Origin of the sequence: Mesorhizobium sp. B2-4-14, assembly GCF_006442155.1 — a bacterium.
GTDB lineage: Bacteria > Pseudomonadota > Alphaproteobacteria > Rhizobiales > Rhizobiaceae > Mesorhizobium.
Map to the genome: position 1 here is coordinate 240045 of NZ_VFVA01000005.1, position 25866 is coordinate 265910.

The 25866-nt window shown below is 60.7% G+C and carries 21 protein-coding genes and 1 pseudogene; 15 read left to right on the plus strand and 7 right to left on the minus strand.

Annotation, left to right across the window (positions count from 1 at the left end; all coding sequences use genetic code 11):
- Positions 1-93 precede the first annotated feature (93 nt).
- Positions 94-942 (minus strand): sugar phosphate isomerase/epimerase family protein, encoded by an 849-nt coding sequence (locus FJ938_RS07370; protein ID WP_181165645.1) that lies wholly within the window; start codon positions 940-942, stop codon positions 94-96.
- Positions 943-1031: 89 nt separating this feature from the next.
- On the opposite strand from FJ938_RS07370, the gene ugpC reads away from it, so the two are divergent.
- From ugpC to FJ938_RS07400, 6 genes are all read left to right on the plus strand, one after another.
- Entirely contained in the window at positions 1032-2162 is a 1131-nt protein-coding gene (ugpC, locus tag FJ938_RS07375; RefSeq protein WP_140610676.1) for a sn-glycerol-3-phosphate ABC transporter ATP-binding protein UgpC, read from the plus strand.
- A gap of 32 nt (positions 2163-2194) precedes the next feature.
- Positions 2195-3403 (plus strand): CaiB/BaiF CoA-transferase family protein, encoded by a 1209-nt coding sequence (locus tag FJ938_RS07380; protein ID WP_140692460.1) that lies wholly within the window; start codon positions 2195-2197, stop codon positions 3401-3403.
- A gap of 9 nt (positions 3404-3412) precedes the next feature.
- On the plus strand, positions 3413-4381 hold the full coding sequence (locus FJ938_RS07385; RefSeq protein ID WP_140692462.1) for a dihydrodipicolinate synthase family protein: 969 nt from the start codon (positions 3413-3415) through the stop codon (positions 4379-4381).
- A 110-nt stretch (positions 4382-4491) separates the two neighbouring features.
- Positions 4492-6153 (plus strand): choline dehydrogenase, encoded by a 1662-nt coding sequence (locus FJ938_RS07390; protein WP_140610679.1) that lies wholly within the window; start codon positions 4492-4494, stop codon positions 6151-6153.
- 171 nt (positions 6154-6324) lie between these two features.
- Positions 6325-7050, plus strand: a complete 726-nt coding sequence (locus FJ938_RS07395; protein ID WP_246671532.1) for a TIM barrel protein — start codon at positions 6325-6327, stop codon at positions 7048-7050.
- Positions 7051-7309: 259 nt separating this feature from the next.
- Entirely contained in the window at positions 7310-7747 is a 438-nt protein-coding gene (locus FJ938_RS07400; RefSeq protein WP_140692465.1) for a hypothetical protein, read from the plus strand.
- 45 nt (positions 7748-7792) lie between these two features.
- Here the strand turns inward: FJ938_RS07400 and FJ938_RS07405 are convergent, their stop codons facing one another.
- A complete protein-coding gene (locus FJ938_RS07405; protein ID WP_140692468.1) occupies positions 7793-8500 on the minus strand; it encodes a TetR/AcrR family transcriptional regulator in 708 nt (235 codons plus the stop codon).
- Positions 8501-8915: 415 nt separating this feature from the next.
- On the opposite strand from FJ938_RS07405, the gene FJ938_RS07410 reads away from it, so the two are divergent.
- The 6 genes from FJ938_RS07410 to FJ938_RS07435 all read left to right on the plus strand — a co-directional run bounded on the left by FJ938_RS07410 (position 8916) and on the right by FJ938_RS07435 (position 14497).
- Positions 8916-10154 carry an efflux RND transporter periplasmic adaptor subunit gene (locus FJ938_RS07410; RefSeq protein ID WP_140610683.1) on the plus strand — a complete coding sequence of 413 codons (1239 nt, stop codon included), beginning with the start codon at positions 8916-8918 and terminating at the stop codon, positions 10152-10154.
- A gap of 17 nt (positions 10155-10171) precedes the next feature.
- Positions 10172-10861 carry an ABC transporter ATP-binding protein gene (locus tag FJ938_RS07415; protein WP_140610684.1) on the plus strand — a complete coding sequence of 230 codons (690 nt, stop codon included), beginning with the start codon at positions 10172-10174 and terminating at the stop codon, positions 10859-10861.
- Positions 10858-12003: an FtsX-like permease family protein gene (locus FJ938_RS07420; RefSeq protein ID WP_140610685.1), complete on the plus strand. Its 1146-nt coding sequence runs from the start codon at positions 10858-10860 to the stop codon at positions 12001-12003. Before FJ938_RS07415 ends, FJ938_RS07420 begins: the two co-directional genes overlap by 4 nt.
- A 2-nt stretch (positions 12004-12005) precedes the next feature.
- Positions 12006-13184, plus strand: coding sequence for an ABC transporter permease (locus tag FJ938_RS07425; RefSeq protein WP_140610686.1), 1179 nt, complete (start codon positions 12006-12008; stop codon positions 13182-13184).
- Positions 13185-13314: 130 nt separating this feature from the next.
- Positions 13315-13917, plus strand: a complete 603-nt coding sequence (locus FJ938_RS07430; protein WP_181165646.1) for a VOC family protein — start codon at positions 13315-13317, stop codon at positions 13915-13917.
- A gap of 100 nt (positions 13918-14017) precedes the next feature.
- Positions 14018-14497 (plus strand): DUF2269 family protein, encoded by a 480-nt coding sequence (locus FJ938_RS07435; RefSeq protein WP_181169026.1) that lies wholly within the window; start codon positions 14018-14020, stop codon positions 14495-14497.
- A gap of 516 nt (positions 14498-15013) precedes the next feature.
- On the opposite strand, the pseudogene FJ938_RS07440 reads toward FJ938_RS07435, so the two are convergent.
- From FJ938_RS07440 to FJ938_RS07455, 4 genes and pseudogenes are all read right to left on the minus strand, one after another.
- Positions 15014-16208, minus strand: a pseudogene (locus FJ938_RS07440) (IS91 family transposase).
- Between the two features lie 2 nt (positions 16209-16210).
- Positions 16211-17119: a tyrosine-type recombinase/integrase gene (locus FJ938_RS07445; protein WP_140610690.1), complete on the minus strand. Its 909-nt coding sequence runs from the start codon at positions 17117-17119 to the stop codon at positions 16211-16213.
- Between the two features lie 370 nt (positions 17120-17489).
- Positions 17490-17795, minus strand: coding sequence for a hypothetical protein (locus FJ938_RS07450; protein WP_140610691.1), 306 nt, complete (start codon positions 17793-17795; stop codon positions 17490-17492).
- A 297-nt stretch (positions 17796-18092) separates the two neighbouring features.
- On the minus strand, positions 18093-20273 hold the full coding sequence (locus FJ938_RS07455) for an EAL domain-containing protein (RefSeq protein ID WP_246671533.1): 2181 nt from the start codon (positions 20271-20273) through the stop codon (positions 18093-18095).
- A gap of 620 nt (positions 20274-20893) precedes the next feature.
- Here FJ938_RS07455 and FJ938_RS07460 point away from each other — a divergent pair.
- Entirely contained in the window at positions 20894-21487 is a 594-nt protein-coding gene (locus tag FJ938_RS07460; protein WP_140692473.1) for a GNAT family N-acetyltransferase, read from the plus strand.
- Between the two features lie 12 nt (positions 21488-21499).
- Here the strand turns inward: FJ938_RS07460 and FJ938_RS07465 are convergent, their stop codons facing one another.
- Positions 21500-22693 carry an acetate/propionate family kinase gene (locus tag FJ938_RS07465; RefSeq protein WP_140610693.1) on the minus strand — a complete coding sequence of 398 codons (1194 nt, stop codon included), beginning with the start codon at positions 22691-22693 and terminating at the stop codon, positions 21500-21502.
- Positions 22694-22854: 161 nt separating this feature from the next.
- Here FJ938_RS07465 and FJ938_RS07470 point away from each other — a divergent pair, with 161 nt between their 5' ends.
- Both FJ938_RS07470 and FJ938_RS07475 read left to right on the plus strand, forming a co-directional pair.
- Entirely contained in the window at positions 22855-25251 is a 2397-nt protein-coding gene (locus FJ938_RS07470; protein WP_140610694.1) for a phosphoketolase family protein, read from the plus strand.
- A gap of 4 nt (positions 25252-25255) precedes the next feature.
- Positions 25256-25687: a potassium channel family protein gene (locus FJ938_RS07475; protein ID WP_140610695.1), complete on the plus strand. Its 432-nt coding sequence runs from the start codon at positions 25256-25258 to the stop codon at positions 25685-25687.
- Positions 25688-25866 lie beyond the last annotated feature (179 nt).

A 25866-nucleotide genomic window follows, 5' to 3' on the forward strand; every position in this document is an offset into this window, starting at 1 on the left:
CTTGCGCACCATTTTCCCTGCGACACTCCCGCTCATAGCGACCTCATCACGTTTCGAACGATCGCCCACTCAAAGGCGACAGCGCCCGAAAGGTCAAATTTTTCGCATCTTCTCCGCCTCATCAAGACACTCCCGCGCCCGTTCGAGGCATCGCGAGGCAATAGCTGACGGCGCCATGGTCCATAGGTCATTCTTGGAAAATATCTCGATTTCCATCCAGCCGGAGTAGCCCGCATCCATTACTGCGGCCGTGATCCCCGGGATGTCAGCAACTCCGTCGCCCATCACCGCTCGGTCGGCGACCGGATCGACGGCGTCCAGTTTCCAGTCACAGAGATGATGCCCGAATATGCGCGTGCCGGCACGGCTAATGGCTTGATAGACACCAGGATCCCACCACAGGTGGAAAATGTCGGTGACGACCCCGACGTGGCCGCCGTGAACCTCACACAGGTTCATAGCTAGGTCGAGTGTGTTCACTACGCCGCGCAGCGCCGACAAAGCTGGATGGAATGGCTCGATTGCTAGACGGACGCCATGATCCCGCGCGAATGGCGCGACGCGGGCTATTCCATCCTTCACCTGATCCCTCGCGACCCGAATATCCTTCAGATCGGGCTGCAGACCGCCGGGAACTATGACCAGAGTGTCGGCGTGCAATTCCGCCGTCGCCTCGATCTGGCGCAGAGTTCGCTCAATGGTGGCGTCGCGTTGTTCCTTTGTCGAACCTGTAAAGAAGCCTCCGCGGTTCACGCCGCTGATCGCGAGCCCGTGGTCTCGGATGAGCTCACCCGCCGCAGTAGGCGACAGGCCGTCAAGCCGTTCAGTCCATATACCGACACCTCGTGCACCTGTCTCAGCAACGGTCTCCAAAAACGTACGGAACGACGCCTCTGGTCCGAATGTTGCGTGGTTGAAAGAAATACGATCGAGAAATGGCAATGGACGGCCTCTAGACAATCAGCTTGTAATCGATTACAACCCCCGCCCTATGTAGTCAAGCGCAATTGAGTTCGCGAAGGAGGAAGCCGATGCAGGGCGTGGAACTCGTCGGAATAAACAAATCGTACGGCGCCGTTCAAGTCGTGAAGGATGTCGACCTCTCGCTTGGGCACGACGAATTCGTCGTGTTGGTCGGGCCGTCTGGTTGCGGCAAAACGACTACCCTTCGCATGGTCGCGGGCCTCGAGACCATCACGTCCGGCAAGCTGTCTATTAGGGGGCAGCATGCCAACCACCTCAGTCCCGCCCAGCGGGACGTTGCCATGGTGTTCCAGAACTACGCCCTGTATCCGAACATGAACGTGTACGACAACATGGCCTTCGGACTGCGAAACCGCGGCATGCCGAAAGCGCAGGTGGACAGCGAGATCAGACGCGCCGCCGATGTACTGGCCCTCGGAAAATTGCTGGACCGCAAACCCCGCCAGTTATCAGGTGGACAGCAACAGCGCGTTGCGCTCGGCCGCTGCCTTGTCCGGAATCCGAAACTCTTTTTGTTCGACGAACCGCTTTCAAATTTGGACGCGAAGCTGCGTTTGGAAATGAGGCAGGAGCTGAAAAGGCTCAAAAGCCGTATCACCGCGACGTCTATCTACGTCACCCACGACCAGATCGAGGCCATGACGCTCGGCGATCGCGTCGTTGTGATGGCCAACGGCGAGGTCCAGCAGGCCGGAACACCCGAAGACATTTACCACCGCCCAAGGAACATTTTTGTCGCTACCTTTATCGGTTCGCCACCTATGAACATCATCGAGGTAGGAATTACCTCGATCGGCGACCGCTCGTTCTTCACGGCCGGTGACCTTAAGATGCCTGTGCCGGATCGTTTGAAAGCGGCAGTTCTGTCACTACGTGGCAACGCGCTTCTCGGCCTGCGTCCTGAACATATCGTTATCGATGGCGCCGGCTCGAGCAGTTTCGCATCCGGCAACGTCGATATCACCGAGCTTCTTGGCTCGGAACAACTCGTTCAGGTACGTCTCGGCGAGAAGCAGGTGACAGTGACCCGTGTCGACCCATTCCGGCGCCTGTCACCGGCTCAAGCCGTCAACCTGTCGATCGCTACTGAAGAGATCCACGTGTTTGACCCCGCGACCCAACAGAACATCGCCGACCATCAAGATCGACGCGCTGCGACCCCTGTCATTGCGGCCTAGAACTACCGTTTACTGCACAAGGAAATGCACAAATGCTTCTGCAAGGAATGAAAATCGTCAGTTTCTGCCACTTTCTGCAGGGGCCGGCTGCGACCCAGTACCTGGCGGACATGGGGGCCGACGTCATCAAGATCGAACCTGCTAAGGGCCCATTCGAGAGGAGCTGGTCCGGCGCCAAGGTGTTCGTCGGCGGCGTCAGCGGGTTCTTCCTGGCGGCCAACCGCAACAAGCGAAGCTTTTCCGTTGACCTGAAGTCGGCCGAGGGCAAGGAGCTGGTTCTCAAGCTCATCGATCAGGCGGACGCCGTGGTAGAGAATTTCCGCACCGGCGTCATGGACAAACTCGGCCTGTCCTATGAGGACCTGAAGAAGCGCAAGCCGGATATCATCTTCGCAAGCGGCACGGGCTGGGGCCTGAATGGACCCATGGTCGGCCGAACGGCGCAAGATCTGATCATCCAGGCCCGTTCAGGTTTCATTTCCGCCACTGGCCCACACGATCGTCCGACGGCGGCAGGGTGCGCTATCGTCGATCAGCACGGGGGCGCTTTGCTCGCCATGGGCGTTCTGGCCGCCTACATCAAGAAGCTGCAGACGGGCAAGGGCACCCACGTTCAAGGCAGCCTCTTGAATTCTGGCCTGGACCTCCAAACAGAGCCACTCACGAACTACATGTCCAGCCGGCCCGGAACAGAGGCATTCGACCGCCAGGAAAATCTGATCACCTGGTTCCACGAAGCTCCGACCGGCGTTTATCGTATCGCCGACGCCCAGGTCGTGATCCCGACCAATGACATTTCTAACGTCGCCGAGGCGCTAGACAGCGATGCCCTGCGGGCGCTGCAACACTTAGATCGCTACGACGACCGTGACGTGCTGGCGGCGGCGGTTGCCGAAGCCGTTCGCAGCTGGACGTATGACGATCTGTCAAAAGCCTTCGATGCGCGCGGCGTATGGTACGGGATCGTCCAGGACTATGAGGCTGTTGCCGCCGATCCGCAGATCGCCGCTAACAACGTCTTCCGCGAGGTCGAGGTCAACGGGAAAACGGCAACGCTCGTCAACCATCCCCTACGCTACGATGGCCAGGTGCCGGAACTTCATACGCTCTCGACCGAAGTCGGCTCACATACCTCCGAAATCCTGCATGAAATGGGTTTGTCGGACGCCGATGTAGAACGCCTTTTTGCCAAGAAGATCGTCTCGGGTCCGGCCGAAGTTGTCGGCGCCCTCACGGAATAGGAGGAAACCATGAAGCTTGATGGTGGCGTGCTGATCGCCAATATAACGCCTTTCAATGACAACCTTGACGTCGACTGGGACGAAATGGCCAAGCGCACGCGTGACCTGGCATCGGTGCCCGGGATCCAGGGTTTTGTCGTCAACGCATTTGCCGCGGAGTCCCCTGCGCTGACCACAGAGGAGCGTAAGCGCGCAGTCGCCATGCACAAGGAGAACATCCGCCCCGGTCAGGCGGTCGTCGCGGCGATATTCGATTGGGCGCCACCGGCAACGATACGTCGAGGCGAGGAGGCACGGGAAGCGGGCGCCGACGCAGTCATGGTCTGCTCACCCTACCTCTCGGCTTACAACGCTAACCATAGCCCCGAATACGCCTTCCACTTCCACAAGGAGGTCGCGGAAGGCTTGGACATGCCCATTCTGCTGTTCCAGCTGGCCTCCGGCGACCAGCTTTCCTATCCCCATGAAGCATTGATCAAGATGGCGTCTGAGATCGACCAAGTGGTCGGAGTGAAGATGGCGCAGGCCGCGGACTGCGTACGTTATGATCGTGACTACTACGCCTTGAAATCTCTCAAGAAGAAGATCATCTGCCTGCCTTCGGTCGGGTCCACCTTCTTCCACAACCTCTCGACAGGCGCCGATGGCATCCTGTCCGGGCTCGCGGCACTCGCTCCTTACGAGTGCGTGGAAATGCTGCGTCTTGTTGAAAAGGGCGACCTGCTAAATGCGCAGGCCCTTCATCGTCGTCTCGCGCCGCTCAACCATGCGATCTATGGCTTCCCATATGCGGACCTGCACACCCGTTACAAGGAAGTGGCCTACATGGTGGGCGCGATTTCCCGCCCGGTGGTGCGTTCGCCGCAACTGCGCATGCAGGCGGCTGAACTGGATCGCCTCTGGCGTGCAGCCCAGATCGCCGACCTACGTCCGATCCCAGGTGCGGATCCAGCGCGGCCTCGGCTGGTAACAGCCTGAAGCGACCACACTCTCCAGGCCAGCTCCAAACGGGGTTGGCCGTTCATCTCTTCATCGCGCAATGGCGCTAAGCCATTGCCACCTCCTCGCCCGAACGATTGGTGCGCAAGATGCGTAAAGACTATGACTACATCATCATCGGCGCAGGCTCCGCAGGCTGTGTGCTCGCAAGCGAGTTAAGCCAGGATCCAGATGTCCGGGTCCTGATCCTGGAGGCCGGTCGCCGAGACTTGTCGCCGATGATCCACATGCCTGCCGGCATCCAAAGCCTGATCGAAGGCACCAAGTACAACTGGGCGTTTCGTACGGCCCCTCAGAAGCACCTGAACAATCGGGAAATGTTCATCCCACAGGGCAAAGCGATCGGGGGTAGCAGTTCAATCAACGGCATGATTTATATACGCGGCAGCCATCAGGACTATGACCGTTGGGCAGAGGATGGCTGCATAGGTTGGAGCTACCAAGACGTTCTGCCGGTCTATAAACGCCTTGAAGCCAATACCCGTTTGCACGACGAATATCACGGCAACGACGGCCCGCTAAACGTCACCGACTTCACCTACCTTAATCCTCTGACCGCGACCTTTATCGAAGCCTGTACGGAGGTCGGCATACCGCGCAGCAAGGATTTCAACGGTGCTACCCAGCACGGTGTCGGTCACTTCCAATACACCGTGAAAGACGGACGGCGCATGAGCTCCGCCCGCGCGTTCCTACATCCGGCGCGCAAGTCCCGCTCGAATCTCGACGTTTACGCGAACACCCTCGTTTCGCGGATCATCATTGAGAAAGGGCGTGCCGTGGGAATCGAACTGGTCGGGAATGACAACCGCACCACAAGGGTGAGCGCGACGCGCGAGGTTATCGTCAGCTCGGGAGCTTTTAATTCTCCCAAGCTCCTCCTTCTTTCCGGCATCGGTCCGGCAAGTGAGCTTAAGCAAGCCGGCGTGACAGTAGTGCACGACCTGCCCGGTGTCGGCAAAGGCCTGCAGGACCATCTCGACGCGGCGGCCATCTGGCACGCGACCACTAAACTCACCTACGATGACGCGGCGCGTTTCCCCTACAAATATATTCACGGCGCCCGCTATCTCCTCTTCAGGTCAGGACCGGTCACATCGTCGGGATGCGAGGCTGTCGCTTATACCAAGAGCGAAGCTGGGCTCGAGGAGCCAGATATCTCTGTCCACTTCCTGCCGGCGTGGGTCATCGACCACGGGTTCACCAAATTGCCCGGCAATGGCATCACGCTGCACAATAATAACATGCGGCCGGTCAGCCGCGGCGAGGTCAGACTTACCTCGTCGAACCCGTTAGATGCTCCCCTGATCGACCCAAACTTCATGGCCGACCCTATTGACGCCAACAAGATGATCGCTTGCGTTAGGATTGGAAGGGAAATCATGGAGTCCAAGGCATTCAGGCCCTATGTGTCTCGCCCCTACGCCCCCTTAGCCGACGTCAAGACCGACGCGCAGATCCTCGACTTCGTCCGGCAGACTGCTGAGACCGACTACCATCCGGTTGGCAGTTGCAGGATGGGAGTTGACGAGCTCGCGACAGTCGATCCGAGGCTCAAGGTTCGTGGCCTCGAGGGATTGCGGGTTATCGACTCGTCCATCATGCCGAAGCTGATTGGCGGTAATACCAATGCTGCATCGATTATGATCGGTGCCAAGGGCAGCGACCTCATTCGTGAAGACAACGGGGGAAGCGTTGGGGCGTGGTCCACGGGAAACCGCGCTTCCAATTGGTCGACGCAAGATGCCTGATGATGGCGGATCCGGTGGCCGCCACGAACGCCATCCTAATCAGCGACCATGAAACCCTGATCAACAAGACAGCGTTCGGATTCAAAAACCCAGGACACTTCGTCCAATGATGGATCGACTATGCTCCGCTTCTCCGCAAACCTAGGATTCTTGTGGCCCGACCGCCCGCTCGTGGATCGCATCGACGCGGCAGCGGCGGCTGGATTCAAAGCCATCGAATTGCATTGGCCCTACGAGACGCCAGCGGGATTGGTGAAGCAGCGTTGCATCAATCACGGCCTAACTCTTCTCGGGATCAACACGCCGCTGGGCGATACCGATAAGGGCGATTTCGGACTGGGCGCCATCGATGGACGCCAGAGCGAATTTCGCACGGGATTCGCGATGTCCGCCGGCTATGCGCGCCAAGCCGGCGCGAACTCGATCCACGCGATGGCTGGCGTCGTTCCGCTGGACCAACGAGCGCGAGGAAAGCAAGTGTTCATCGAGAATCTTGTCTTCGCCACCAATGCTGCCCCAGACCTGACGATCCTGCTGGAGCCAATCAACCAGCGCGACAAACCGAACTACTTTTACTCCACGATCGAGGAAGCCGCTGACATGCTTGATCAAGTCGGAGCGCCGAACCTAAAGATCATGTTTGACATATACCATGTCGGGATTAGCCAAGGCGATGTGCTGACTCGACTTTCCCGTCACTTGCCGAAGATCGGCCACGTCCAGATTGCGGCGGTGCCGAGCCGTGCCGAGCCCGATGAAGGCGAGATCAGCTATCTCGCCGTGTTTGCAGCGCTTGAACGGCTTGGCTATCGGAACTGGGTTGGATGCGAATACAAGCCCAGGGCCGCAACCGACCATGGCTTGAAATGGATTAAGACGCTCAGCCTTGAATTATGAGACTTGCGGGCAATTCGACACGCGATGTGGCAGTTTTGCGCCTGATGCCGGCCGTAGAGAGCGGATTTGCCACAGCCTGAAAGCGGACATTGCCGGCGATCACGGTGAAGGCCCCGATTGCGCCTCGTTGGGGGCGCCCCAGATCTGCATTCGGATAGTTACTGCTGAAAAGAATTGATGTCCCTGCATTTTATTTGACTGTCGCCCAGATGCGAACTAGATAATGGAACGATATCGTTCCATTATGCTGAAGCCCCGAATGAACCCTGCTTATATATCCGCCGTCTCTGCGCTGGCTGGCTCCTCCATTGGTGCCATGGCCTCGATCGCCGCCACTTGGCTAACGCAGGCCTCGCAGAACCGAAGCCAGCGCTTCCTGCAGGAGCATGCGCGGCGGGAGAAGCTCTTTGGGGAGTTCATCGAAGAAGCCGCCAAGAGATACGCCGATGCAGTCGTCGGCGAACCCAAGACATTTGTCCCGCTGTTCGAGCTTTACGCCATACTGGGAAAATTGCGGCTATTTGCATCAGACACGACGCTGAAGGCGGCAGACCGGGTCATGGGAACCATAGGGCTGGCCTATCGCTGCCCGTCTCTGGATGCCCCCGACCCCAATAACCCGAACGGCTCCCGCTACGATTTTCTCCGGGAGTTCACGGACGCCTGTCGGTTCGAGCTCATGGAAATCGCGCCCTAAGAAGATTGCCGCTTAGAGTCGCCTCGTCATCTTTATAGGTTGATCTTAGGTGGCCGTCCGTTCATCGCGGCCCAACGGTTGGCGGCAGGCTGCCAGGAAAAAAGCGACGCCGTCCCTGACGTGAGCGGGTAGCTCCGCACGCAGCTTTTCCAGCGGCTCGCCCAAGAGCGCGCGCATCAGCGGGCGGGCCACAACGAGATCCGCAAAGAACCGACCGCTTGAGGGAAGAAGGGCCGCGGCAAGACGAGGAAATTCGTGAATCTCGTCGGAGCGAGCCACAGTCCCGAGCGCATCCATGATCGTCTTTACGCCTTGGGTGCGGGCCTGGCGTCCGAAGTTTGAGAGTTGCGGCAACCGGCGGGCCTCGGCCGCGGACAATTGCATGAAAGCGATATTGTCATCATCGAGCAGGCGCTCAAGAACGGCGAGCCCTACGCTCACAAGCCGTTCCTGGAGAGTGGACCCGGATGGTGTAAAGTCCTGGAACCGCGCGACCACGGTTGCCGCGTTGCGCATCCCGACCGCGGCGAACAATTCCTCTTTGGAGTGAAAACGCGCGTATATCGTCCGCTTGCCGGCACGCGAGAGCCGGGAAATTTCATCGATGCTCGCACCGGCGAGCCCGTACTGAAGGAAGGCGGTTTTGGCGGCATCGAGGATGCGTTCGTCGACCTCGTGCGCAAGATCACGTGGTGGTCGCCCCAGACGCACGTCGTAAGCCGTTGTTGCCCCTTCTACCCCCTGCGCCATCATCACCTCTCAAAATCTTCATTTTGACGCCGGCACGTCGCCGCCGTGTCCTAACGCCCTTTGTAGCCCGCTGGAGAAGCGTTGTAAATGAAAAGGAACGGTACCGTGCATTTTTGTTGACGGCCCTCCGAATGCGTGTTAGCCATAATGCAACGGAACCGTTTCATTATGGCGGTGCCTCGAAAAATAGGACCTGACGCAATGCTGAAATGCCCTGCGGGCCTGGAAGCCGATGTCGACACCCTGAAGGCCCAAGGCGCCGCTACAGCGACACGGCGGCACTGCTCCAGGCGCTCGGCGGGGCTGGTGGAACCGCACCAACGTCGCCCCTGAGAGCAACGGCAGTTCGGTTCGCTTTCGCTCTGCCGCCAGGTCCAAGAAATCAAGCTGCCGGGCATCCGGTGAAGGAGTCCGAACGATGAAACACGATAAGATTGATCTCCTCGACGCGCTGCGCATCGATCGCGCGGCGCCGACGCCGCCAACGCCACCGCGTCAGGCTGTCCGTTGGACCGCCATTGCTCTTGGCGCGGCCATTCTGGCGGTGGCGGCGGGCACGGGCTGGTCCGTGCTTCTGGGCAAGCAACTGCCCGGCGCGTCGCTGCTCGAGCAGACAACCTCCGTCCGCGTCGCCACCGCGCAGCCACTTGCGCAACAGAGCGGCGTGGCCGCAGGGACGGCGCTCCTCAATGCCACCGGCTACGTGGTTGCCCGCAGGGCGGCCACGGTCGGACCGAAGGTCGCCGGCAGGTTGCGGGATGTGCTCGTGGATGAAGGCATGCATGTCGAGGCCGGACAGGTGATCGCTCACCTGGACGATTCCAACGCCATTGCCGATCTCAACCAGGCCAAGGCGACACTCGATCAGGCCACTATCGCGGCAACTGACGGGCGACCGGCATTCGAGCGTAGCAGGGCCCTGCTTGCGAAGGGACTGACTAGCCAGGAGGCGTTCGAGACCGCGAAGGCAACCTACAATCACGCCACAACAGCGGTAGCTGTGGCGCAGTCGGCAGTAGCGGTTGCCCAGCAGAACCTCGACGACACGGTAATCAGTGCGCTGTTTTCAGGCGTGGTGACCGTCAAGGCCGCCCAGGCCGGCGAGATTATCTCGCCGATGTCGGCAGGCTCCGGCTTCACACGTACCGGCGTCGCCACGATTGTCGACATGGACTCCCTCGAGGTCGAGGTCGACGTCAACGAGAGCTTCATCAACCGTGTTCGTCCGGACCAGGGCTGCAAGGTCACCCTCAACGCCTATCCGGACTGGCAGATCCCGGGCCATGTCATCGCGGTCGTGCCAACGGCCGACCGCACCAAGGCGACGGTGCGGGTGCGGGTCGGGTTCAACATCAAGGACCCGCGGATCCTGCCGGAAATAGGCGCCAAGGTGGCTTTTCTGGCCGACGCCAAGTCCCAACCCGAAGAGGCTCCGCCGTCCGGCGTGGCAGTTCCTTCCGAAGCCATCCTGTCCAGCGGCGGCGAGAATGTCCTCTTTGTCGTGCGCGACGATCACGCCGAACGGCGCACAGTGAAGCTGGGGGCGCAGGCAGCCGGCAACCAGATCGTGCAGTCCGGGCTCACGGCCGGCGAAACCGTGGCCGTTACCAATCTCGACAAGCTGTCGAACGGACTCAAAGTCAAAACCGAACAATGAAATCAGGAGATCACCAAGTGACTGAAGCCATAGCACTGGTCAATGTCGTCAAGGCATACCGCCGCGGCGGGGAGACGGTTGAGGTCCTCCACGACCTCAATTTGTCCATTCCGGAAGGCGAATTCGTTGCCATCATGGGACCCTCGGGCTCCGGCAAATCGACGCTGTTGAACATCATCGCCGGAATAGACCACGCGAACTCCGGCGCCGTGACGGTGGCGGGGCACAGAATCGACCAGATGTCCGGTAGCGAACTGACCCGCTGGCGGTCGGCCAACATCGGGTTCATCTTCCAGTTCTACAACCTGATGCCGGCCTTGAGCGCGGAGGCCAACGTCGAGCTGCCGTTGTTGCTGCTGTCGCTCACAAAGGCAGAGCGCCGCGCAAGGGTCGCTGCAGCCCTTGAGGCCGTCGGACTCTCAGAGCGCGCCCGCCACAAGCCGTCGGAGCTCTCCGGCGGCCAACAACAGCGCGTCGCAATCGCGCGCGCGCTTGTCTCCGACCCGCCGATCCTGGTTTGCGACGAGCCCACGGGTGACCTCGACCGCGACACCGCGACCGAGGTGCTCGAACTTCTGCGCGCGCTCACCTTCCGCCGAGGAAAGACCATCATCATGGTGACCCACGACCAGCGGGCGGCTGACACGGCGACCCGCCAGTTGCATGTCGACAAGGGCCAGCTGGCCAAGACGGAGTTGGCTCGATGAAATACCTTCCCCTCATCTGGGCGGGCCTGATGCGCAAGAGGCTGCGCACCCTGTTCACGCTGCTCTCCATCCTTGTCGCGTTCCTGCTCTTCGGCATGCTGCAGGGCGTCAACGCCTCCTTCAGCCGTGGTGTGGAGGGCGCGCACCTCGATCGCCTGATCGTCCAGGGCAAGGTCAACATGGCCGACCAGCTGCCGCTGGCTTACCGCGAGCGCATCGCATCGGTGCCGGGCGTCACTGGCATCACCGTCGCGAGCTGGTTTGGCGGCTACTACCAGGACACCAAGAACAGCATCTTCTCGTTCCCGGTCGACGCAGCCACCTACTTCGACCTGTTCCCCGAGATCGTCCTGCCGAAGGCGCAGCTCGAGGCGCTGCAAAAGACACGCACCGGGGCGGTCATCGGCCGTAAGCTGGCTGAGACCTACAACTGGAAGGTCGGCGACACCATCCCCATCAAGTCGACGATCTGGACCAAGGCGGACGGCACGTCCAACTGGGAATTCCAGGTCGTCGGCATCTTCGAAAACCCTCAGGATACCTCGCAGGAGCAGCGGCTGTTTTTCAACAACGACTATTTCGACGAGGCCCGGGGTTTCGATAAGGGCCTGATCGGCTGGTACAGCGTCCACATCGACAATCCCGCGCACGCCGGCGCGGTGTCCAAAGCCATCGATGACCTGTTCGCCAACTCCGACCACGAGACGAAGACCGTCACGGAGAAGGAGTTCACCCAGTCGTTCCTGAAACAGCTCGGCGACATCAACTTCATCGTTAGCGCCATCATCGGGGCGGTGTTCTTTGCCCTCCTGTTCCTGACCGGCAACACGATGATGCAGTCGGTGCGCGAGCGGATCCCGGAATTCGCGATCCTCAAGACCATCGGCTTCCCGAACCTTACGGTCCTCGCCTTGGTCGTAGCTGAAGGCCTGCTGCTCTCGCTCGTCGCGGCCGGCTTGGGGCTTGCAGCTTCAGTCGCGGCATTTCCGCTCCTGGAAGGCGTCGTGGGCGTTGCCCACCTTCCGGCCAGCGTACTCGCGCTCGGGCTATTCTATGCCGTTCTGCTCGCCTTGGTGACCACATTGCTGCCCGGCCTGCGGGTCGCGCGACTCAATCTCGTCGATGCCCTGGGAGGACGCTGATCATGCTCAGACAAGCAATTGCTGTAACTATCCTGAACCTCAAGACGCTGCCCACGCGCTTCTGGAGCTCGTTGGTGATCATCCTCGGGGTGGCGGGGGTCGTCGGCGTGGTTGTCTCCGTCCTTGCCATGGTGACCGGCCTGAGCTCGACCATGGCCCATGCCGGCCGTGAGGACCGCGCCATCATCCTCCGTGGCGGGTCTGACACGGAGCTGTCCAGCACATTGTCGCGCGATGCGGTCAATATGATCCTCGACGCGCCGGGCATCCGTCGTGGCGCCTCGGGACTGACCCTCGGCTCCCCGGAAGTGGTGCTGATCCTGACCCGCCCCATGCGGAACGGCGGCACCGACGCCAACGTCACGCTGCGCGGCGTTGGTTCACAGGGGCTCGCCCTGCGGCCGGAGCTCAAGCTTGTGCAAGGCCGCTGGTTCAAGCCGGGGCTGCACGAGTTGGTGGTCGGCAAGAGCGCCCAGCGCCAGTTTGCAGGGCTCGACGTCGGCAGCCAGATTACCTTGCGCGACAAAGAGTGGACCGTCGTCGGCACGTTCGAAAGCGACGGTGACGCCCATGAATCCGAGATCATCACCGACGCCGAGACCGCGCTCGAAGCCTACCAGCACACGCTCTTTCAGAGCGTGACGGTCCAGCTCGAGTCGCCGGGGTCGATGCCGCAACTCGAGGCCGTCCTGATCGCCAATCCGCAGCTTTCGGTCGAAGTGCACCGCGAGACCGAATACCTGGCCAAGCTCTCGGCGAACCTGACCAAAATGATGACGCTGATCGCGACCATGGTGGGCAGCATCATGGCGATCGGCGCCGTGTTCGGGTCGCTCAACACCATGTATTCGGCGGTGAGCGCGCGAAGCCGGGAAATCGCCACGTTGCGGGCCATTGGCTTCGGTAGCGTGCCGATCGTCGCCTCCGTCATGACCGAGGCGATGGCGCTCTCGCTGCTCGGCGGCGTGACGGGAGCGGTTACGGCCTGGCTGCTCTTTAACGGGCATGGCGTCAACGCCCTGGGTGGGAACTTCACCCAGTTGGTGTTCCGTCTCACAGTGACACCAGGACTGATGCTGCAGGGTATCAGCTGGGCTCTCGCCATCGGTTTTCTGGGCGGGCTGCTTCCCGCCCTAAGGGCCGCGCGGCTGCCGGTCGTGGAGGCGCTCCGGACACTCTGACAAGGACTGCGGCCCTGCCGGCGATTGCCGGCCGGGAATGCAGAGCACAACACGCCGGGCCTCCTGCCGATGGGCGACCTGCATCCTAAAATGCAACGATAGCGTATCTTTAACAACCAAGGAAACGACCATGAACACCGAACAGATCGCCCACCCGAAGCTCCAGCACTTTGGCCTCACCACCTCCAATCTCAACGAAATGATCAACTGGTATCGCAAGGTGGTGGGCATGACGGTCAACCACCGCGCGCGAATCGACGGCCCGCAGAACAGCCCGTGGTTTTCGGCCGCGTTCGTCAGCAATGACGATTGCAACCACCGCATTGCGATGTTCGAGATGCCGGACCTGGAGGTGGACCCTGACAAGAAGCGCCATGCCAGAATCCAGCATGTGGCCTTTGCCTACAACACGCTTGACGACCTCCTCGGCACCTACATCCGCCTGAAGGGAGAAGGCATCCTGCCGGTGATGGCGGCCGACCAAGGCATCCAGATGGTGCTCTACTACTGCGACCCGGACCAGAACAGCGTCGAGCTCAACGTCAACAACTACAGCGATGAGTGGATCGCGACCGAGCACCTGCGCAATGCGCAGTCCAACCTTGCGTTCGTGGATCCCGAGAAGTTGGTGGCCGCGCGCAAGGCTGGTGCATCGGCCTGGGAGCTGCATGAACGGGCCGTGGCTGGCGAGTTTATGCCCGATCAGCCCTACGATGGCCGCAAGCTACTCTGACCGACCGGTCTGGAGGCGGATCTGGTTTCCCGCCAGGTCCGCCTGATCGCGAATGGTATCAAATCCAATACTTGTACAGGAAGCTTCCTTGAGCAACTCTATGATCGCCCTTCTGCGGGCCATCCACATCGTCTTCGGCGCATTCTGGATGGGTGGAACCGTCACGTTGGGCTTCTTTCTCCTACCTGCCCTGAGAAAGGGCAGCACCGACGGCGCCGCCATTGCCGCCCGCTTTCTGGCCAAGTCCTGGTTTATGACAGCATCGCTCGTCGCAGGCTTTATTTCGGTGATTGCCGGGCTGGCTCTCTACGCCGAGCTTTGGGCCGGCACAGATTTCACCGGACCGGCGGTCTGGTACTCGGTGGGTGGTCATTTGGCCGAGGCAAGTATCATCCTAGCCGTTCTTGCAATTGCCCCGACAACCCGCCAGCTGGCTCGGTTTGCACAAGAGCAGCACGATGAGGAGAGGACGTTACGTCTGGAGCGCCTGCTGAACCGGGTGACGGTCGTCAGCCGTGTCATCGCCGCAATGCTGGCCGTCACGATCACGATGATGGCCATCGGCCGCTACATGGGCTGACTGCCAAGGAGCGAACTGACGTTGCTTCGACGCGCTTTGGGGCGCCAGTTCGATTCCCTCCGCCATGACGGCCGAATTACCGACGGCCAAATCCGAGCCACCAGAGTGTCTAAAATGCGACTGAACCGCTGTTCGTTTTGCTGGATGCTAAGGTCGTCTTTGGGTCAACTCCGGCCATCTCACCCTGTGACCTTAACGTCCGCTCTCACTTCCCAGCGCCAGAAGCTGCCGGTCCGCAAACGTGAAGAGTTTCGGGCGCCGGCAGGCGTACGAAAGTCCCCGAAGAAGGAACCCGCGGGCCACAGGTGATGGCTATGGGGATTTCGGATTTCGGCAGATGTCGGCGATGGCGCGACCGCCGTCGGGGAGCTCTGGGGTGAGTGCGGACAGACCGCTTCGTTGCGCCTCCGTGCGGTGTTGCCGGAACGGTGGGCGGCTGGGCGCGGCTCTGTCGGAGTCGATCATCACCCGGCGGCTGAGTGCCCGCAGCTGAAGGCTGAACCATTCCATGCCGGGTCATGGCGTGCTGCTCCCGGTCGACCGGGAACCGTGTGGCGGTCCGCGCGGCTGCCTCCATCGTTCGAACACCTCGATGACGATCATGCGGCCGCCACAGCAGGGGCATGGCGGGCGGAAGTTGTCCGGTTCGTCCGTGGTGTCATCGTCGGACGGTACGGCTACGTTGAGGAGTTCACGAGCAAGCGCGACGCTGGCCTTGCGAGCAGAGCCGGCAAGCAGGCCGCAGTGCCGGATGCGGTGGAACCCCTTTGGCAACACGTGGAGCAGGAAAGCGGCGGATGAACTCGTCGGTCGCGAGCGTCATGAGTTGCTGCCGGTCGGCGCTTTCGCGACGATAGTCCTTGTAGCGGAAGGTGACGCCGCTCTCGTCGAGGCGGATGAGGCGGCTGTTCGAGATCGCGACCCGGTGCGTGTAGCGCGACAGGTAGGCGAGCACCGCTTCCGGGCCGGCGAAGGGCGCCTTGGCGTAGACCACCCAGCGCTTCTTCCGGACGGGAGCAAGGTGGCGCAGGAATGCCCGCCGTTCCGCGAGATGAGCAATTGCGCCGAAGAAGGCGAGCCGGCCAGCGTCGTGCAGCGCGACCAACCGGGAGAGGAACAGGCGGCGGAACAGCTTGCCGAGCACGCGCACCGGCAACAGGAAGGCCGGACGCGACGATATCCACCGGCTTCCGCCCGGCGCGATGCTACCGCCCGGCACGATCATGTGCACGTGCGGATGGTGTGTCATCGCCGAGCCCCAGGTGTGGAGCACTGCGGTGATGCCGATGCGCGCCCCGAGATGCTTCGGATCGGCCGCGATCGTCAGCATCGTCTCCGACGCCGCCTTGAACAGCAGGTCGTAGACGAGCGCCTTGTTGTGGAAGGCGATGTCGGCGACCTCGGCGGGCAGCGTGAACACGACGTGGAAGTAGCCGACCGGCAAGAGGTCGGCCTCGCGCTCGGCAAGCCATGTCCGCGCGGCCGCACCCTGGCACTTCGGGCAGTGCCGGTTGCGGCAGGAATTGTAGGCGATGCGCCACTGGCCGCAGTCCTCGCAGGCCTCGACGTGACCGCCAAGGGCCGCGGTGCGGCAGTGCTCGATCGCCGACATGACCTTGAGCTGCTGCAGTGTCAGATGCCCTGCATGGGCGGCCCGGTAGGCGGGCCCTACAGTGCGGAAGATGTCGGCGACCTCGATCGAGGCGCGCACGCTCAGCCGTCGGGTGAGATCGCTTCCGGCTTGAAGAGGCCAAGCTTGTCGAGCGGGCTCGTGACGGTGCGCACCGTGCGGGTTGCAACCTTGGTGTAGAAGGCGGTGCTATTGAGCTTGGCGTGCCCGAGCAGGACCTGGATGATCCGGATGTCGGTGCCGTCCTCCAGCAGGTGGGTGGCGAAGCTGTGACGCAGCGTGTGCGGCCCGACCCGCTTGGCGATGTCGGCGGCCTGCGCTGCCTCGACGACGATGCGATAGGGCTGCCGGGTGCTGATCGGCTTCATCGCATGCTGCCCCGGAAACAGCCAGCCGTCGCGATGCATCACGCCCTGCTGGCGTCCGACCTTCCACCATTGGCGCAGCAACAAGAGCAGGTCTTGCGACAACATGGCGTTGCGGTATCGCCCGCCCTTGCCGCGCTCCACCCGGATCAGCATGCGCTCGCTGTCGATGTCGGCGACCTTCAGCGTCGACACCTCCGCCACGCGCAGGCCCGCGCCATAGGCGACCGACAGCGGGGCCTGGTGCTTGAGACACGTGGTGGCATTGAGCAGCCGGGAGACCTCGTCGCGGCTCAGTACCACCGGCAGCTTGCGCGGGTGCGCCAGACGAACGAGCTTGCGTGCCAGATCGGGACGATCGACCGTATGCGTGAAGAAGAAGCGCAGCGCCGACACGATGCTGTTCATCGTCGGCACGGGAACACCGTCATCCTGCTGCTCGACCTGGAACCGGCGCAGGTCGTCGGTTGTCGCTGTATCCGGCGACCGGCCGAGGAAGGTCGCCAGGCGTCCGATGTCGCGGAGATAGTTGCGCTGCGTCTCCCGTGAGAAACGCCGCATGTTCATGTGGGCGATCAGCCGCTGACGCAGTGGACTGATAGGTGCATCAAGAACAGGATAGGGCATAGTCAGGCTCCTTGTTGAAGAAGCCCGTGATGCTCTGCCGCTGCCGAACCACCCTCAATGCGAGCGCGACGTCCGGCTCGTGATCTCTACCTCACCCCCACGCGCCCATCCCGCGCAGCGGGTTCGTTCGTCGGCCCCATTTCAGACATCCAATCTGGACGGGGCTTGATTTGAAATCGAGCGTAAGCGAACGGCTGCTTCGCGATGCATGTCGGCCATTGAGGCAAGCTTTGCCTCCGCCGGAACCAACATCTCAGGTGACAATGCTGAAGGTCCTCGTGCGCCAGAAGCTAACGATGCGAAGTCGAACCCCGCGATTCGCATTGGTCAGCGTTCGGGCAATCCCGTGCTTGGTTCGGGCGTCTGCCAATCACTGGGCGCCGGGCGTCCATTCGGGCAGCGGCGCCAGGCTGCGGTTGAACTGCTTCCACCACATGGCCTCATCTATTTCGCAGCAGGCGCGCAGCATCGCGTGCGCCTTCTCGAAAGCCTGGGTAGCGAGATCGTCGAACGTCATCTGCGCATCGTACGGCACCGACACCACCAGTTCCTGACCGGTCTGTGTACCGCCCTCGTCGACCTGAAGATAAAGCCAAACGACGAAATGCGCGCCTTGGCCGCTCGCGTCCGCATTGCCAATCTTAATGCGGTCGATGCCTGCTGCGGTGACTTTCATGCGGGGACCTCTTCATTCGAATTTACAGTGAATCCCAGAAGTCCGCAGCAATCAGAAAGGTTCCGTACAGGTTTTCCCCATGGTGAAGTATTGATGAAGACCCGTTTAGGCAGTCTCGACTTTCTATGAACCTCACATGGTTGGTGAACCATCCAGAACCACGATCAGGTCGCAAAGACGTCTCCTTGGTGCCGATAAAGCGGACATCCATCCGTTTCCAGGGCTGACATCCAACAACCGACCCCGTGCGACTTGCAGCCTAGGAAGGCCAACCCACCTAGCGTCTGCGTACCGGGCCTACGAGGCCTTTCGCCATCCTTCCCCGGCGATCCAGCTCACCAGTTGGTCAGCGGGCATCGGCCGGGCGAAGGCGTATCCCTGCAGGATGTCGCAGCCCAATTCTCTCAGAATCCGGGCTTGCTCGATCGTCTCGACGCCCTCGGCGACGACTTTAATGCCAAGAGACCGTCCTATGTCGATGATGGAGGCAACCAGGCGCCGCTGTTCCGGCATGTGCGCGATGGGGTTGATAAGCTGACGATCGATCTTGAAGTGGCGCGGCTTGAGCTTGAGCAGGCTGACGATCGATGTATGGCCGGTGCCAAAATCGTCTATGTCGATGCCAATGCCCATATCCCTGATTGCATCGATATTCCATGCGACCCCATCGTCAAATTCGTCGAGGAAAATTGACTCTAGGAATTCAAACGAAATTGCGCCCGGCCTAATATTGAGTTCGCGAAGGCCTGGAATTAGGCGATCATCGCTCAGGCGTCGGAACGAGACATTGACCGATACGGTCGGCACTGCAATGCCTTGGGATTGCCATTGGTCGAGATCGAGCATTGCTTGCTGCAGGATGCTGCGATCAATCGCAGCCAAGACATTGAGATCCTCGGCGATCCTGAGGAACCGGATCGGAGCTAAGATGCCCTCCGTAGGATGATGCCAGCGCACAAGCGCTTCGACCCCAATGATGTCGAGGGAAGTCGCGTTGAGGAGCGGCTGATAATAGGGGTGGAATTCGCCCCGCTCGATACCGCTGAGAATTTCGTCGGCCATATGCTTGGTCGATTCAATTTCACTTTGCAGTGCCTTTGAAAAGAATTCATGGCGGTTGCGGCCGCGACCCTTAGCCCGATAGAGCGCGATGTCGGCGTTTATCAGCACGCGAAGCGCATCGAAGTCCGCGCCCGTCTCAAGGGCAATTCCTATGCTTGCGCCCAAGCGGCAGAAGTGCCCCTCGTATGGCACCGGCTGTCGGATCTCGGTGATGATCTGATCGGCAAGACCGGCGAGGCGATGGGCGTCTGCATCATTGAAACAGACTATGACGAATTCGTCGCCACCGACGCGCGCGACGAAATGCTGCCCTCCGACCTTGGCATTTAGAAGCCGGGCAACGTGAACCAGCACGGCATCGCCGGCCGCGTGTCCCAGCGTATCGTTAATCTGCTTGAAGCGATCCAGATCGATGTGGAGCAATGCCAAACCATCGCCTGGGAGTCGCGACCGGTTGCGGTACTGGTTCAAGATTTGGTCAAGGTACCGCCGGTTGGGGAGGCCGGTCAGCGCATCATGGAGGGCCTGGGTTTCGATCCGGACCTTGGCGGCTTCCAGTTCGACGTTGCGAGCCTCGGCAAGTGCCTTTGCCGTCTTGAGCCTCTGTTCCAAGGCGACTTCGTCGGTGATGTCCCAGTTTGCGCCGATGAATTTTGGTGTTGCGCGATCGTCCTGAAAGTAAGTCGCGCGCGACATAAGAGTGCGGATTTCACCGTCGGCCCTGATGATGCGGAATTTCGCGTTGAATGTCCCCTTCTCCTTGATGGCGCGTGACATCGCCTCAAGGGTCTTTGCTGCATCTTCGGGGTGTAGGGCATTCTCCCAATCGGCGGCGTGAAGGGATTTCCGCTCGCGCGGAATGCCAAAAATGTCATGCGCCCTGTCGTCCCAAAACAGCTCCCCAGTTGCCAGGTCGCCCTCGAACACCCCTATTTGGGAGGCGTCCAGCGCCACTTGCAGGCGGCGTTCGCTTTCCTTCAGTGCGGCCTCAGCGCGTTTTCGGCCGTCGATATTCACCGCCTGTACAGAGAGGTAACGAGCCTGATCCTCGTCGCCAGTCATCAGTGACACGGATGTCAAAGCCCAAATGATCTTGCCGTCCTTGCGGATATACCGTCGCTCTGCCTGATATCCATGGATCTTTCCGGCAATCAAATCTTCGGTCTGCGTGCGCGCTGTCGCCAGGTCGTCGGAATGAACGATTGTCGTGAAGTGGATTCCGACACATTCGTCGGGCCCGTACCCAAGAACATGGCTTCCGGCTCGATTGGCGTAAACGATCTTCCCGTCAGTATTGAAAAGGAAGGTCGGGATCGTGGCGTTTTCTACGAAATTGTGCAGCAGCGCCTCGCCCTTGCCGTGCCGGAAGGTCGTCACGCTTGACGCGTTCGAGACAGTTTCTGTTGCTTCGTCCACCCCAAGAGCATGCCATGCAAGTCTTAAGAATGACTCTCTTCGGCCGGTCTGGTACTATATGTTGGGTCAAAGCTCAGCCACTGACGGCATGCAGCGGGCGCTTGCATCGCCATCGATATTGGCCGCGGCACCTTGGGCCGTGTCGACAACCTTCTGCTAGACAATTTTGGCCAAGTGTGCGCCCGTCACCCCGGAAGTTCCTCAAAGCAATCCTTGAGCTCCTTTACATCACTGGCATCTTAAAAGTGAGCTGCATCGCCGGCCCGACGTGGGACGATCATCGGAGTCATTAGCGGAGGGCTCCTGATCGGCGTCATCAACAACTTGCTGACGTTGGCGCAGGTTCCGTCCTTTTACGTGCAGGCATCGACCGGTGCCGTTATCATAGCGGCCGCGGTGCTGACGACGATCGCAAGCCGACGCTCGGGCGGCGTGCGAACCCGAACCTGAGAGTCTACAAACCGGGTTGGAGATGGCGCTAGTCCTCGTCCTGGTCGGTAGGTTCGCCAGACCATAAGAGAGCCGCATGCGCATCGACTTCGAGGCAGGCTTCGGCTTGAGAGGGAACTTTCTACCCAAGGTCCTGTCTTTTGCGCTAGCTCAAGGCAGCGAAGCCTGCGGTGGCTTATGGGAGGTTCTATCGCGCCATCTGCAAAGGGCGCTGTCGCTACCGAAAGGCTATTCAAATGGACGCTCAATCTTGGGAAATCACCACGCGCACTGGCCTCAAACTGCATGTGCGAACCGCGGGTGCACGCGACGAGGCCGTTCTCGATCAACTCTTCCATCAAGTTCGCAATGACGATCTGCACTTCCGTTTCCTGTCTGGCCAAAAAGCTGTCAGGCCCGAACAGATCCATGCAATGATCGATGTCGATCATCGCACGACCGAGACCTATATCGGCTTTATCGCCGGCAGCAAGCTCGCGGTCACGACGGCCATGCTGGCCTGCGACCGGCACGGCCGCCGTGGCGAAGTCGCCGTCTCGGTGCGCGCGGACTACAGGGACTGCGGCATCGGATGGGAGATGCTGTCCTTTGTCGCCAAGCAGGCGGAGAGGAGCGGTCTGGCAGCGATCGAGTCGATCGAAAGCCGAGACAATCACGACGCCATCGAGCTTGAGCGAAATATGGGCTTTGTCGTTCGTTCCTACCCGGACGACCCTACGCTGGTGCTGGTCACAAAGCAGCTCGGCAATCAAGCCGCCTTATAGTCGAAGTTTTGGCTACGCATGAAAGTCGGGCCGGATCGCCTCTAAAGCATGCCGGGCAATCATCGCTTCCTCGTCGGTCGCGACCACGCGAACCTCGACACGACTTGCCGGCGTGCTGATTTTCCCGTCATTGCGGGCGTTTGCGTCCAGATCGAGTTCGATGCCCAGCCATTGCAGCCTCCGGCAGACGAGTTCGCGCACGCGCGGCGCGTGCTCACCAATGCCCGCCGTAAAGATCAGGCCGTCCAGGCCGCCGAGTGAACTGACCAGCGCTCCGGATTCACGCGCAATCCGGTAGCAGAACAGTTCGATCGCGTCGGCAGCGGCGGCGTCGGTGCTGGCGAGCAGCTTGCGCATGTCGCTGGAGATGCCGCCGGAAACGCCAAGCAGGCCACTCCGGCGATAGAGCAGATCCTCGACATCGCTCACGCCCATGCCCCGTTGTTGCAGCAGATGAAGGATAATGCCGGGGTCGAGACTGCCGGGTCGCGTTCCCATGATCAGGCCGTCAAGTGTGCTGAACCCCATCGTGGTGTCGACGCTTGCGCCTCCGCGCAAAGCACACAAGCTCGCGCCATTGCCCAAATGCGCGATGATGACGCGCGCCTTGGCCAATTGCGGAGCAATCTCTGACAAGCGACCTGCAATATATTCGTAGGAAAGGCCGTGAAAGCCGTAACGCCTGAGGCCCGCTGCCTCAAACTCACGGGGGAGCGCGAAGCGCTTAGCCACTGCTGGCATGGTGTGGTGGAAGGCAGTGTCAAAGCACACTACCTGGGGCAGGGCGGGACGCACCATGGCAATGGCTCGGATCGGCGCAATGTTCTGCGGCTCGTGCAGCGGCGCCAGTGGGGTCAGATCGTCCAGCGCCATCAGAAGATCCGGAGTGACCAGCTCCGGTCTCAAATGGTCGGGCCCGCCATGCACGATCCGGTGGCCAACCACTACGACGCGATAGTTGGCGGCATGGCCTTCAATCCAATCGATAACCTTTTCCAACAGGGACTGGAAGTCGCCGGCGGCGTCGGGCCAGGTCTGATTGGCCGACACGGCCGCAGCCTCGCCCGTTACTTTCAGTCGCGGGCTGGTGTTGATTTCCTCAATCTCGCCGCGAAACGCCGGGGCCAAGCGATCTCCATCGTCAGCAAACAATGCGAATTTGAGACTGGATGAACCGGCATTCAGCGTCAGGATCGCGTCAGCCATCGTCTCGATCTCCTAATGCGCGACCTGCCCGGCTCGCGAATTGCAATCCTTGACCGACATCAAGGCGATCGGCGGGACGGAGTTCCACAAATGGCGAACCTTAGTGGAACCGACTCTCAACGGTCATGTTCATCTGGCTATTGTGTCTACGGAGAACGCAAATGACGAGCGAAAACAGAACCCGAGCGCGTGCCAAGTCTCTGTCGCCGGAACAGATGAACCTCATGAATGCCTGGTGGCGCGCGGCCAATTATCTGGCCGTCGGACAAGTTTATCTCCTCGACAACCCGCTGCTCCACGAGCCGTTCAGCATGAAGGACGTCAAGCCGCGCCTTCTGGGCCACTGGGGCACGACACCTGGCCTCAACTTCATCTACGTCCATCTGAACAGGATCATCAAGGAGCGCGACGAGAGTGTCCTTTTCATTGCGGGACCGGGTCACGGCGCGCCCGGTGTGATCGCCAACACTTGGCTGGAGGGTACTTACAGCGAGCTCTATCCCAACGTCTCGCAGGATGAAGCCGGCATGCGCCATCTATTCCGGCAATTCTCCTTCCCGGGCGGCATCCCGAGCCATGCAGCCCCCGATACTCCAGGCTCGATTCACGAGGGTGGAGAACTCGGCTATTCCCTGTCGCATGCATTCGGCGCCGTCTTCGACAATCCGAACTTGATTGCCGCATGTGTGGTGGGAGACGGGGAGGCCGAGACGGGGCCGCTCGCGACCTCCTGGCACGGAACCAAATTCCTCAATCCGACCAGTGACGGGGCGGTCCTCCCCATCCTGCATCTCAATGGCTACAAGATCGCCAACCCGACCGTCCTTGCGCGCATCAGTCCTGCCGAATTGGAGGCGCTGTTCAAGGGCTATGGCTATCGCCCGATCTTCGTCGAAGGCGATGAACCCGCCGATATGCACCAGAAGATGGCGGCAGCGCTCGACGACGCCTTTGCCGACATCGGCGAGATCCAGCGAAATGCACGTGAAGGCGGCGAGGTGAGGCGGCCGATCTGGCCGATGGTCGTGTTGCGATCGCCGAAAGGCTGGACAGGACCAAAGACCGTGGACGGGAAAAAGGCCGAAGGGTTCTGGCGCTCGCACCAGGTGCCGTTCACCATGGGCAAGCCCGAGCATCTCGGCCTGCTCGAGGAATGGCTGCGCAGCTACCGCGCCGAGGAGCTTTTCGACGAGGCCGGCCGTCTACGTGCCGAGATAGCCGCATTGGCGCCGACCGGCGAACGACGCATGAGCGCCAATCCGCATGCCAATGGCGGCGCGCTGATGCGTCCGCTGCAATTGCCGGATTTCAGGAATTATGCGGTGACGGTCGCGCGCCCAGGCGGCTCTGAAGCCGAGACGACACGGCTTACCGGCGCCTTCCTGCGCGATGTCATGAAGGCCAATGCGGAGTGGCGCAATTTCAGGGTCTTTGGTCCCGACGAGACGGCGTCTAATCGACTTCAGGATTTGTTCGAGGTGACGGATCGAGCCTGGGACGCCGAGACACTCAGCTATGACGATCACCTTTCGCCGACAGGCAGGGTGATGGAAATCCTGAGCGAGCACACCTGCCAGGGTTGGCTCGAGGGTTATCTGCTGACCGGGCGGCACGGCTTCTTTTCGTGTTACGAGGCTTTCATCCACATCGTGGATTCCATGTTCAACCAGCACGCCAAATGGCTCAAAGCCTCGAAGGAGATTGCCTGGCGGCGGCCGATCGCGTCTCTAAACTATCTTCTTACGTCCCACGTCTGGCGCCAGGACCATAACGGCTTCAGCCATCAGGATCCGGGCTTCGTCGATCATGTCGTGAACAAGAAGGCCGATATCGTTCGCGTCTATTTTCCGCCAGACGCAAATACGTTGCTTTATGTCACGGACCACTGCCTGCGCAGTTGGAACCGCGTGAACGTCATTGTCGCCGGCAAGCAGCCGCAACCCCAGTGGCTTGAGATGGACCAGGCAATCAAGCACTGCACCGCCGGCGTTGGCATCTGGGAATGGGCCAGCAACGATCGTGGCGATGATCCCGATGTCGTGATGGCCTGCTGTGGCGATGTGCCGACCCTGGAGACACTGGCCGCGGTGGACCTGCTTCGCACGCACCTGCCGAAACTGAAGGTTCGCGTCGTCAACGTGGTCGACCTGATGACCCTGCAGCCCAAAAGCGAGCACCCACACGGTCTCTCGGATGCCGACTTCGACGAACTCTTCACCAAGGACCGCCCGATCATTTTTGCCTATCACGGCTACCCCTGGCTGATCCATCGGCTGGCCTACAAGCGTACCAACCATGAAAACATGCATGTTCGTGGATACAAGGAGGAGGGCACCACCACGACGCCATTCGATATGGCCGTGCGCAATGACATCGATCGCTTTCATCTGGCGATGGATGTCATCGATCGCGTCGGCTCGCTGGGCTCGACCGCTGCGTATGCGAAGCAGGCATTCCGCGACAGCCTGATCGAACACAAGCAATACATAGTCGAACATGGAGCCGATATGCCTGAGGTCAGCGGCTGGCGGTGGCCGGACCCGGCTCGCGCTTCCTGAGCCGATGTTTGCGGATCTCGCAACGGGTACGGTCATCATCGGTCTGACCGTGCTTATCCACACCTTCGGCCTGATGGCGATTACGAGGGCAATGGCCAAGCTGGTCGTGCATTTCCGCATGCATGGCAGCCGGGGCCGGGTGATCGCCATGATTACTGTCGTGATGGGGCTGTTTGCGGTGCTCACCGCGGAGATATGGCTGTGGGCGGGATGCTACAGGCTGTTAGGCGTTCTTCCCGATTTCGAGACTGCGCTGTACTTTTCAACAGTCACGTTTTCGACCATTGGCTATGGCGATATCGTCCCAGCCAATGGCTGGCGCATGCTGGCTGCCCTTGAAGGGATCAATGGGTTTCTGCTGATCGGCTGGTCGACCGCTTATCTGATAGCAGCCGGAACCAGGGTTGGACCTTTCCGGGCCGGGGAACATTTCTAGGTTGCCCTGCTTGCGCCTACCCAGGCGCCAATTTGTCTTGGCCATTCTCGCGGAGGTTTGGGGGAGCTTTGAACATGGGAGGTTGTCTCGGCAGTGATACTTAGCCGCCCGACTTGGGCACCAGCAGCGGAATGATGCGGTCGCTTTTGGCGACCGAGGGCCGTCCGGCCGAGCCGTAG

What these genes read in the sequence shown, in the direction of transcription:
- ugpC (WP_140610676.1), top strand. Translation starts at nt 1,032, where the DNA reads ATGCAGGGCGTGGAACTCGTCGGAATAAACAAATCGTACGGCGCCGTT.
- FJ938_RS07380 (WP_140692460.1), top strand. Translation starts at nt 2,195, where the DNA reads ATGCTTCTGCAAGGAATGAAAATCGTCAGTTTCTGCCACTTTCTGCAG.
- FJ938_RS07385 (WP_140692462.1), top strand. Translation starts at nt 3,413, where the DNA reads ATGAAGCTTGATGGTGGCGTGCTGATCGCCAATATAACGCCTTTCAAT.
- FJ938_RS07390 (WP_140610679.1), top strand. Translation starts at nt 4,492, where the DNA reads ATGCGTAAAGACTATGACTACATCATCATCGGCGCAGGCTCCGCAGGC.
- FJ938_RS07400 (WP_140692465.1), top strand. Translation starts at nt 7,310, where the DNA reads ATGAACCCTGCTTATATATCCGCCGTCTCTGCGCTGGCTGGCTCCTCC.
- FJ938_RS07405 (WP_140692468.1), bottom strand. Translation starts at nt 8,500, where the DNA reads ATGATGGCGCAGGGGGTAGAAGGGGCAACAACGGCTTACGACGTGCGT.
- FJ938_RS07410 (WP_140610683.1), top strand. Translation starts at nt 8,916, where the DNA reads ATGAAACACGATAAGATTGATCTCCTCGACGCGCTGCGCATCGATCGC.
- FJ938_RS07420 (WP_140610685.1), top strand. Translation starts at nt 10,858, where the DNA reads ATGAAATACCTTCCCCTCATCTGGGCGGGCCTGATGCGCAAGAGGCTG.
- FJ938_RS07425 (WP_140610686.1), top strand. Translation starts at nt 12,006, where the DNA reads ATGCTCAGACAAGCAATTGCTGTAACTATCCTGAACCTCAAGACGCTG.
- FJ938_RS07430 (WP_181165646.1), top strand. Translation starts at nt 13,315, where the DNA reads ATGAACACCGAACAGATCGCCCACCCGAAGCTCCAGCACTTTGGCCTC.
- FJ938_RS07435 (WP_181169026.1), top strand. Translation starts at nt 14,018, where the DNA reads ATGATCGCCCTTCTGCGGGCCATCCACATCGTCTTCGGCGCATTCTGG.
- FJ938_RS07445 (WP_140610690.1), bottom strand. Translation starts at nt 17,119, where the DNA reads ATGCCCTATCCTGTTCTTGATGCACCTATCAGTCCACTGCGTCAGCGG.
- FJ938_RS07450 (WP_140610691.1), bottom strand. Translation starts at nt 17,795, where the DNA reads ATGAAAGTCACCGCAGCAGGCATCGACCGCATTAAGATTGGCAATGCG.
- FJ938_RS07465 (WP_140610693.1), bottom strand. Translation starts at nt 22,693, where the DNA reads ATGGCTGACGCGATCCTGACGCTGAATGCCGGTTCATCCAGTCTCAAA.
- FJ938_RS07470 (WP_140610694.1), top strand. Translation starts at nt 22,855, where the DNA reads ATGACGAGCGAAAACAGAACCCGAGCGCGTGCCAAGTCTCTGTCGCCG.
- FJ938_RS07475 (WP_140610695.1), top strand. Translation starts at nt 25,256, where the DNA reads ATGTTTGCGGATCTCGCAACGGGTACGGTCATCATCGGTCTGACCGTG.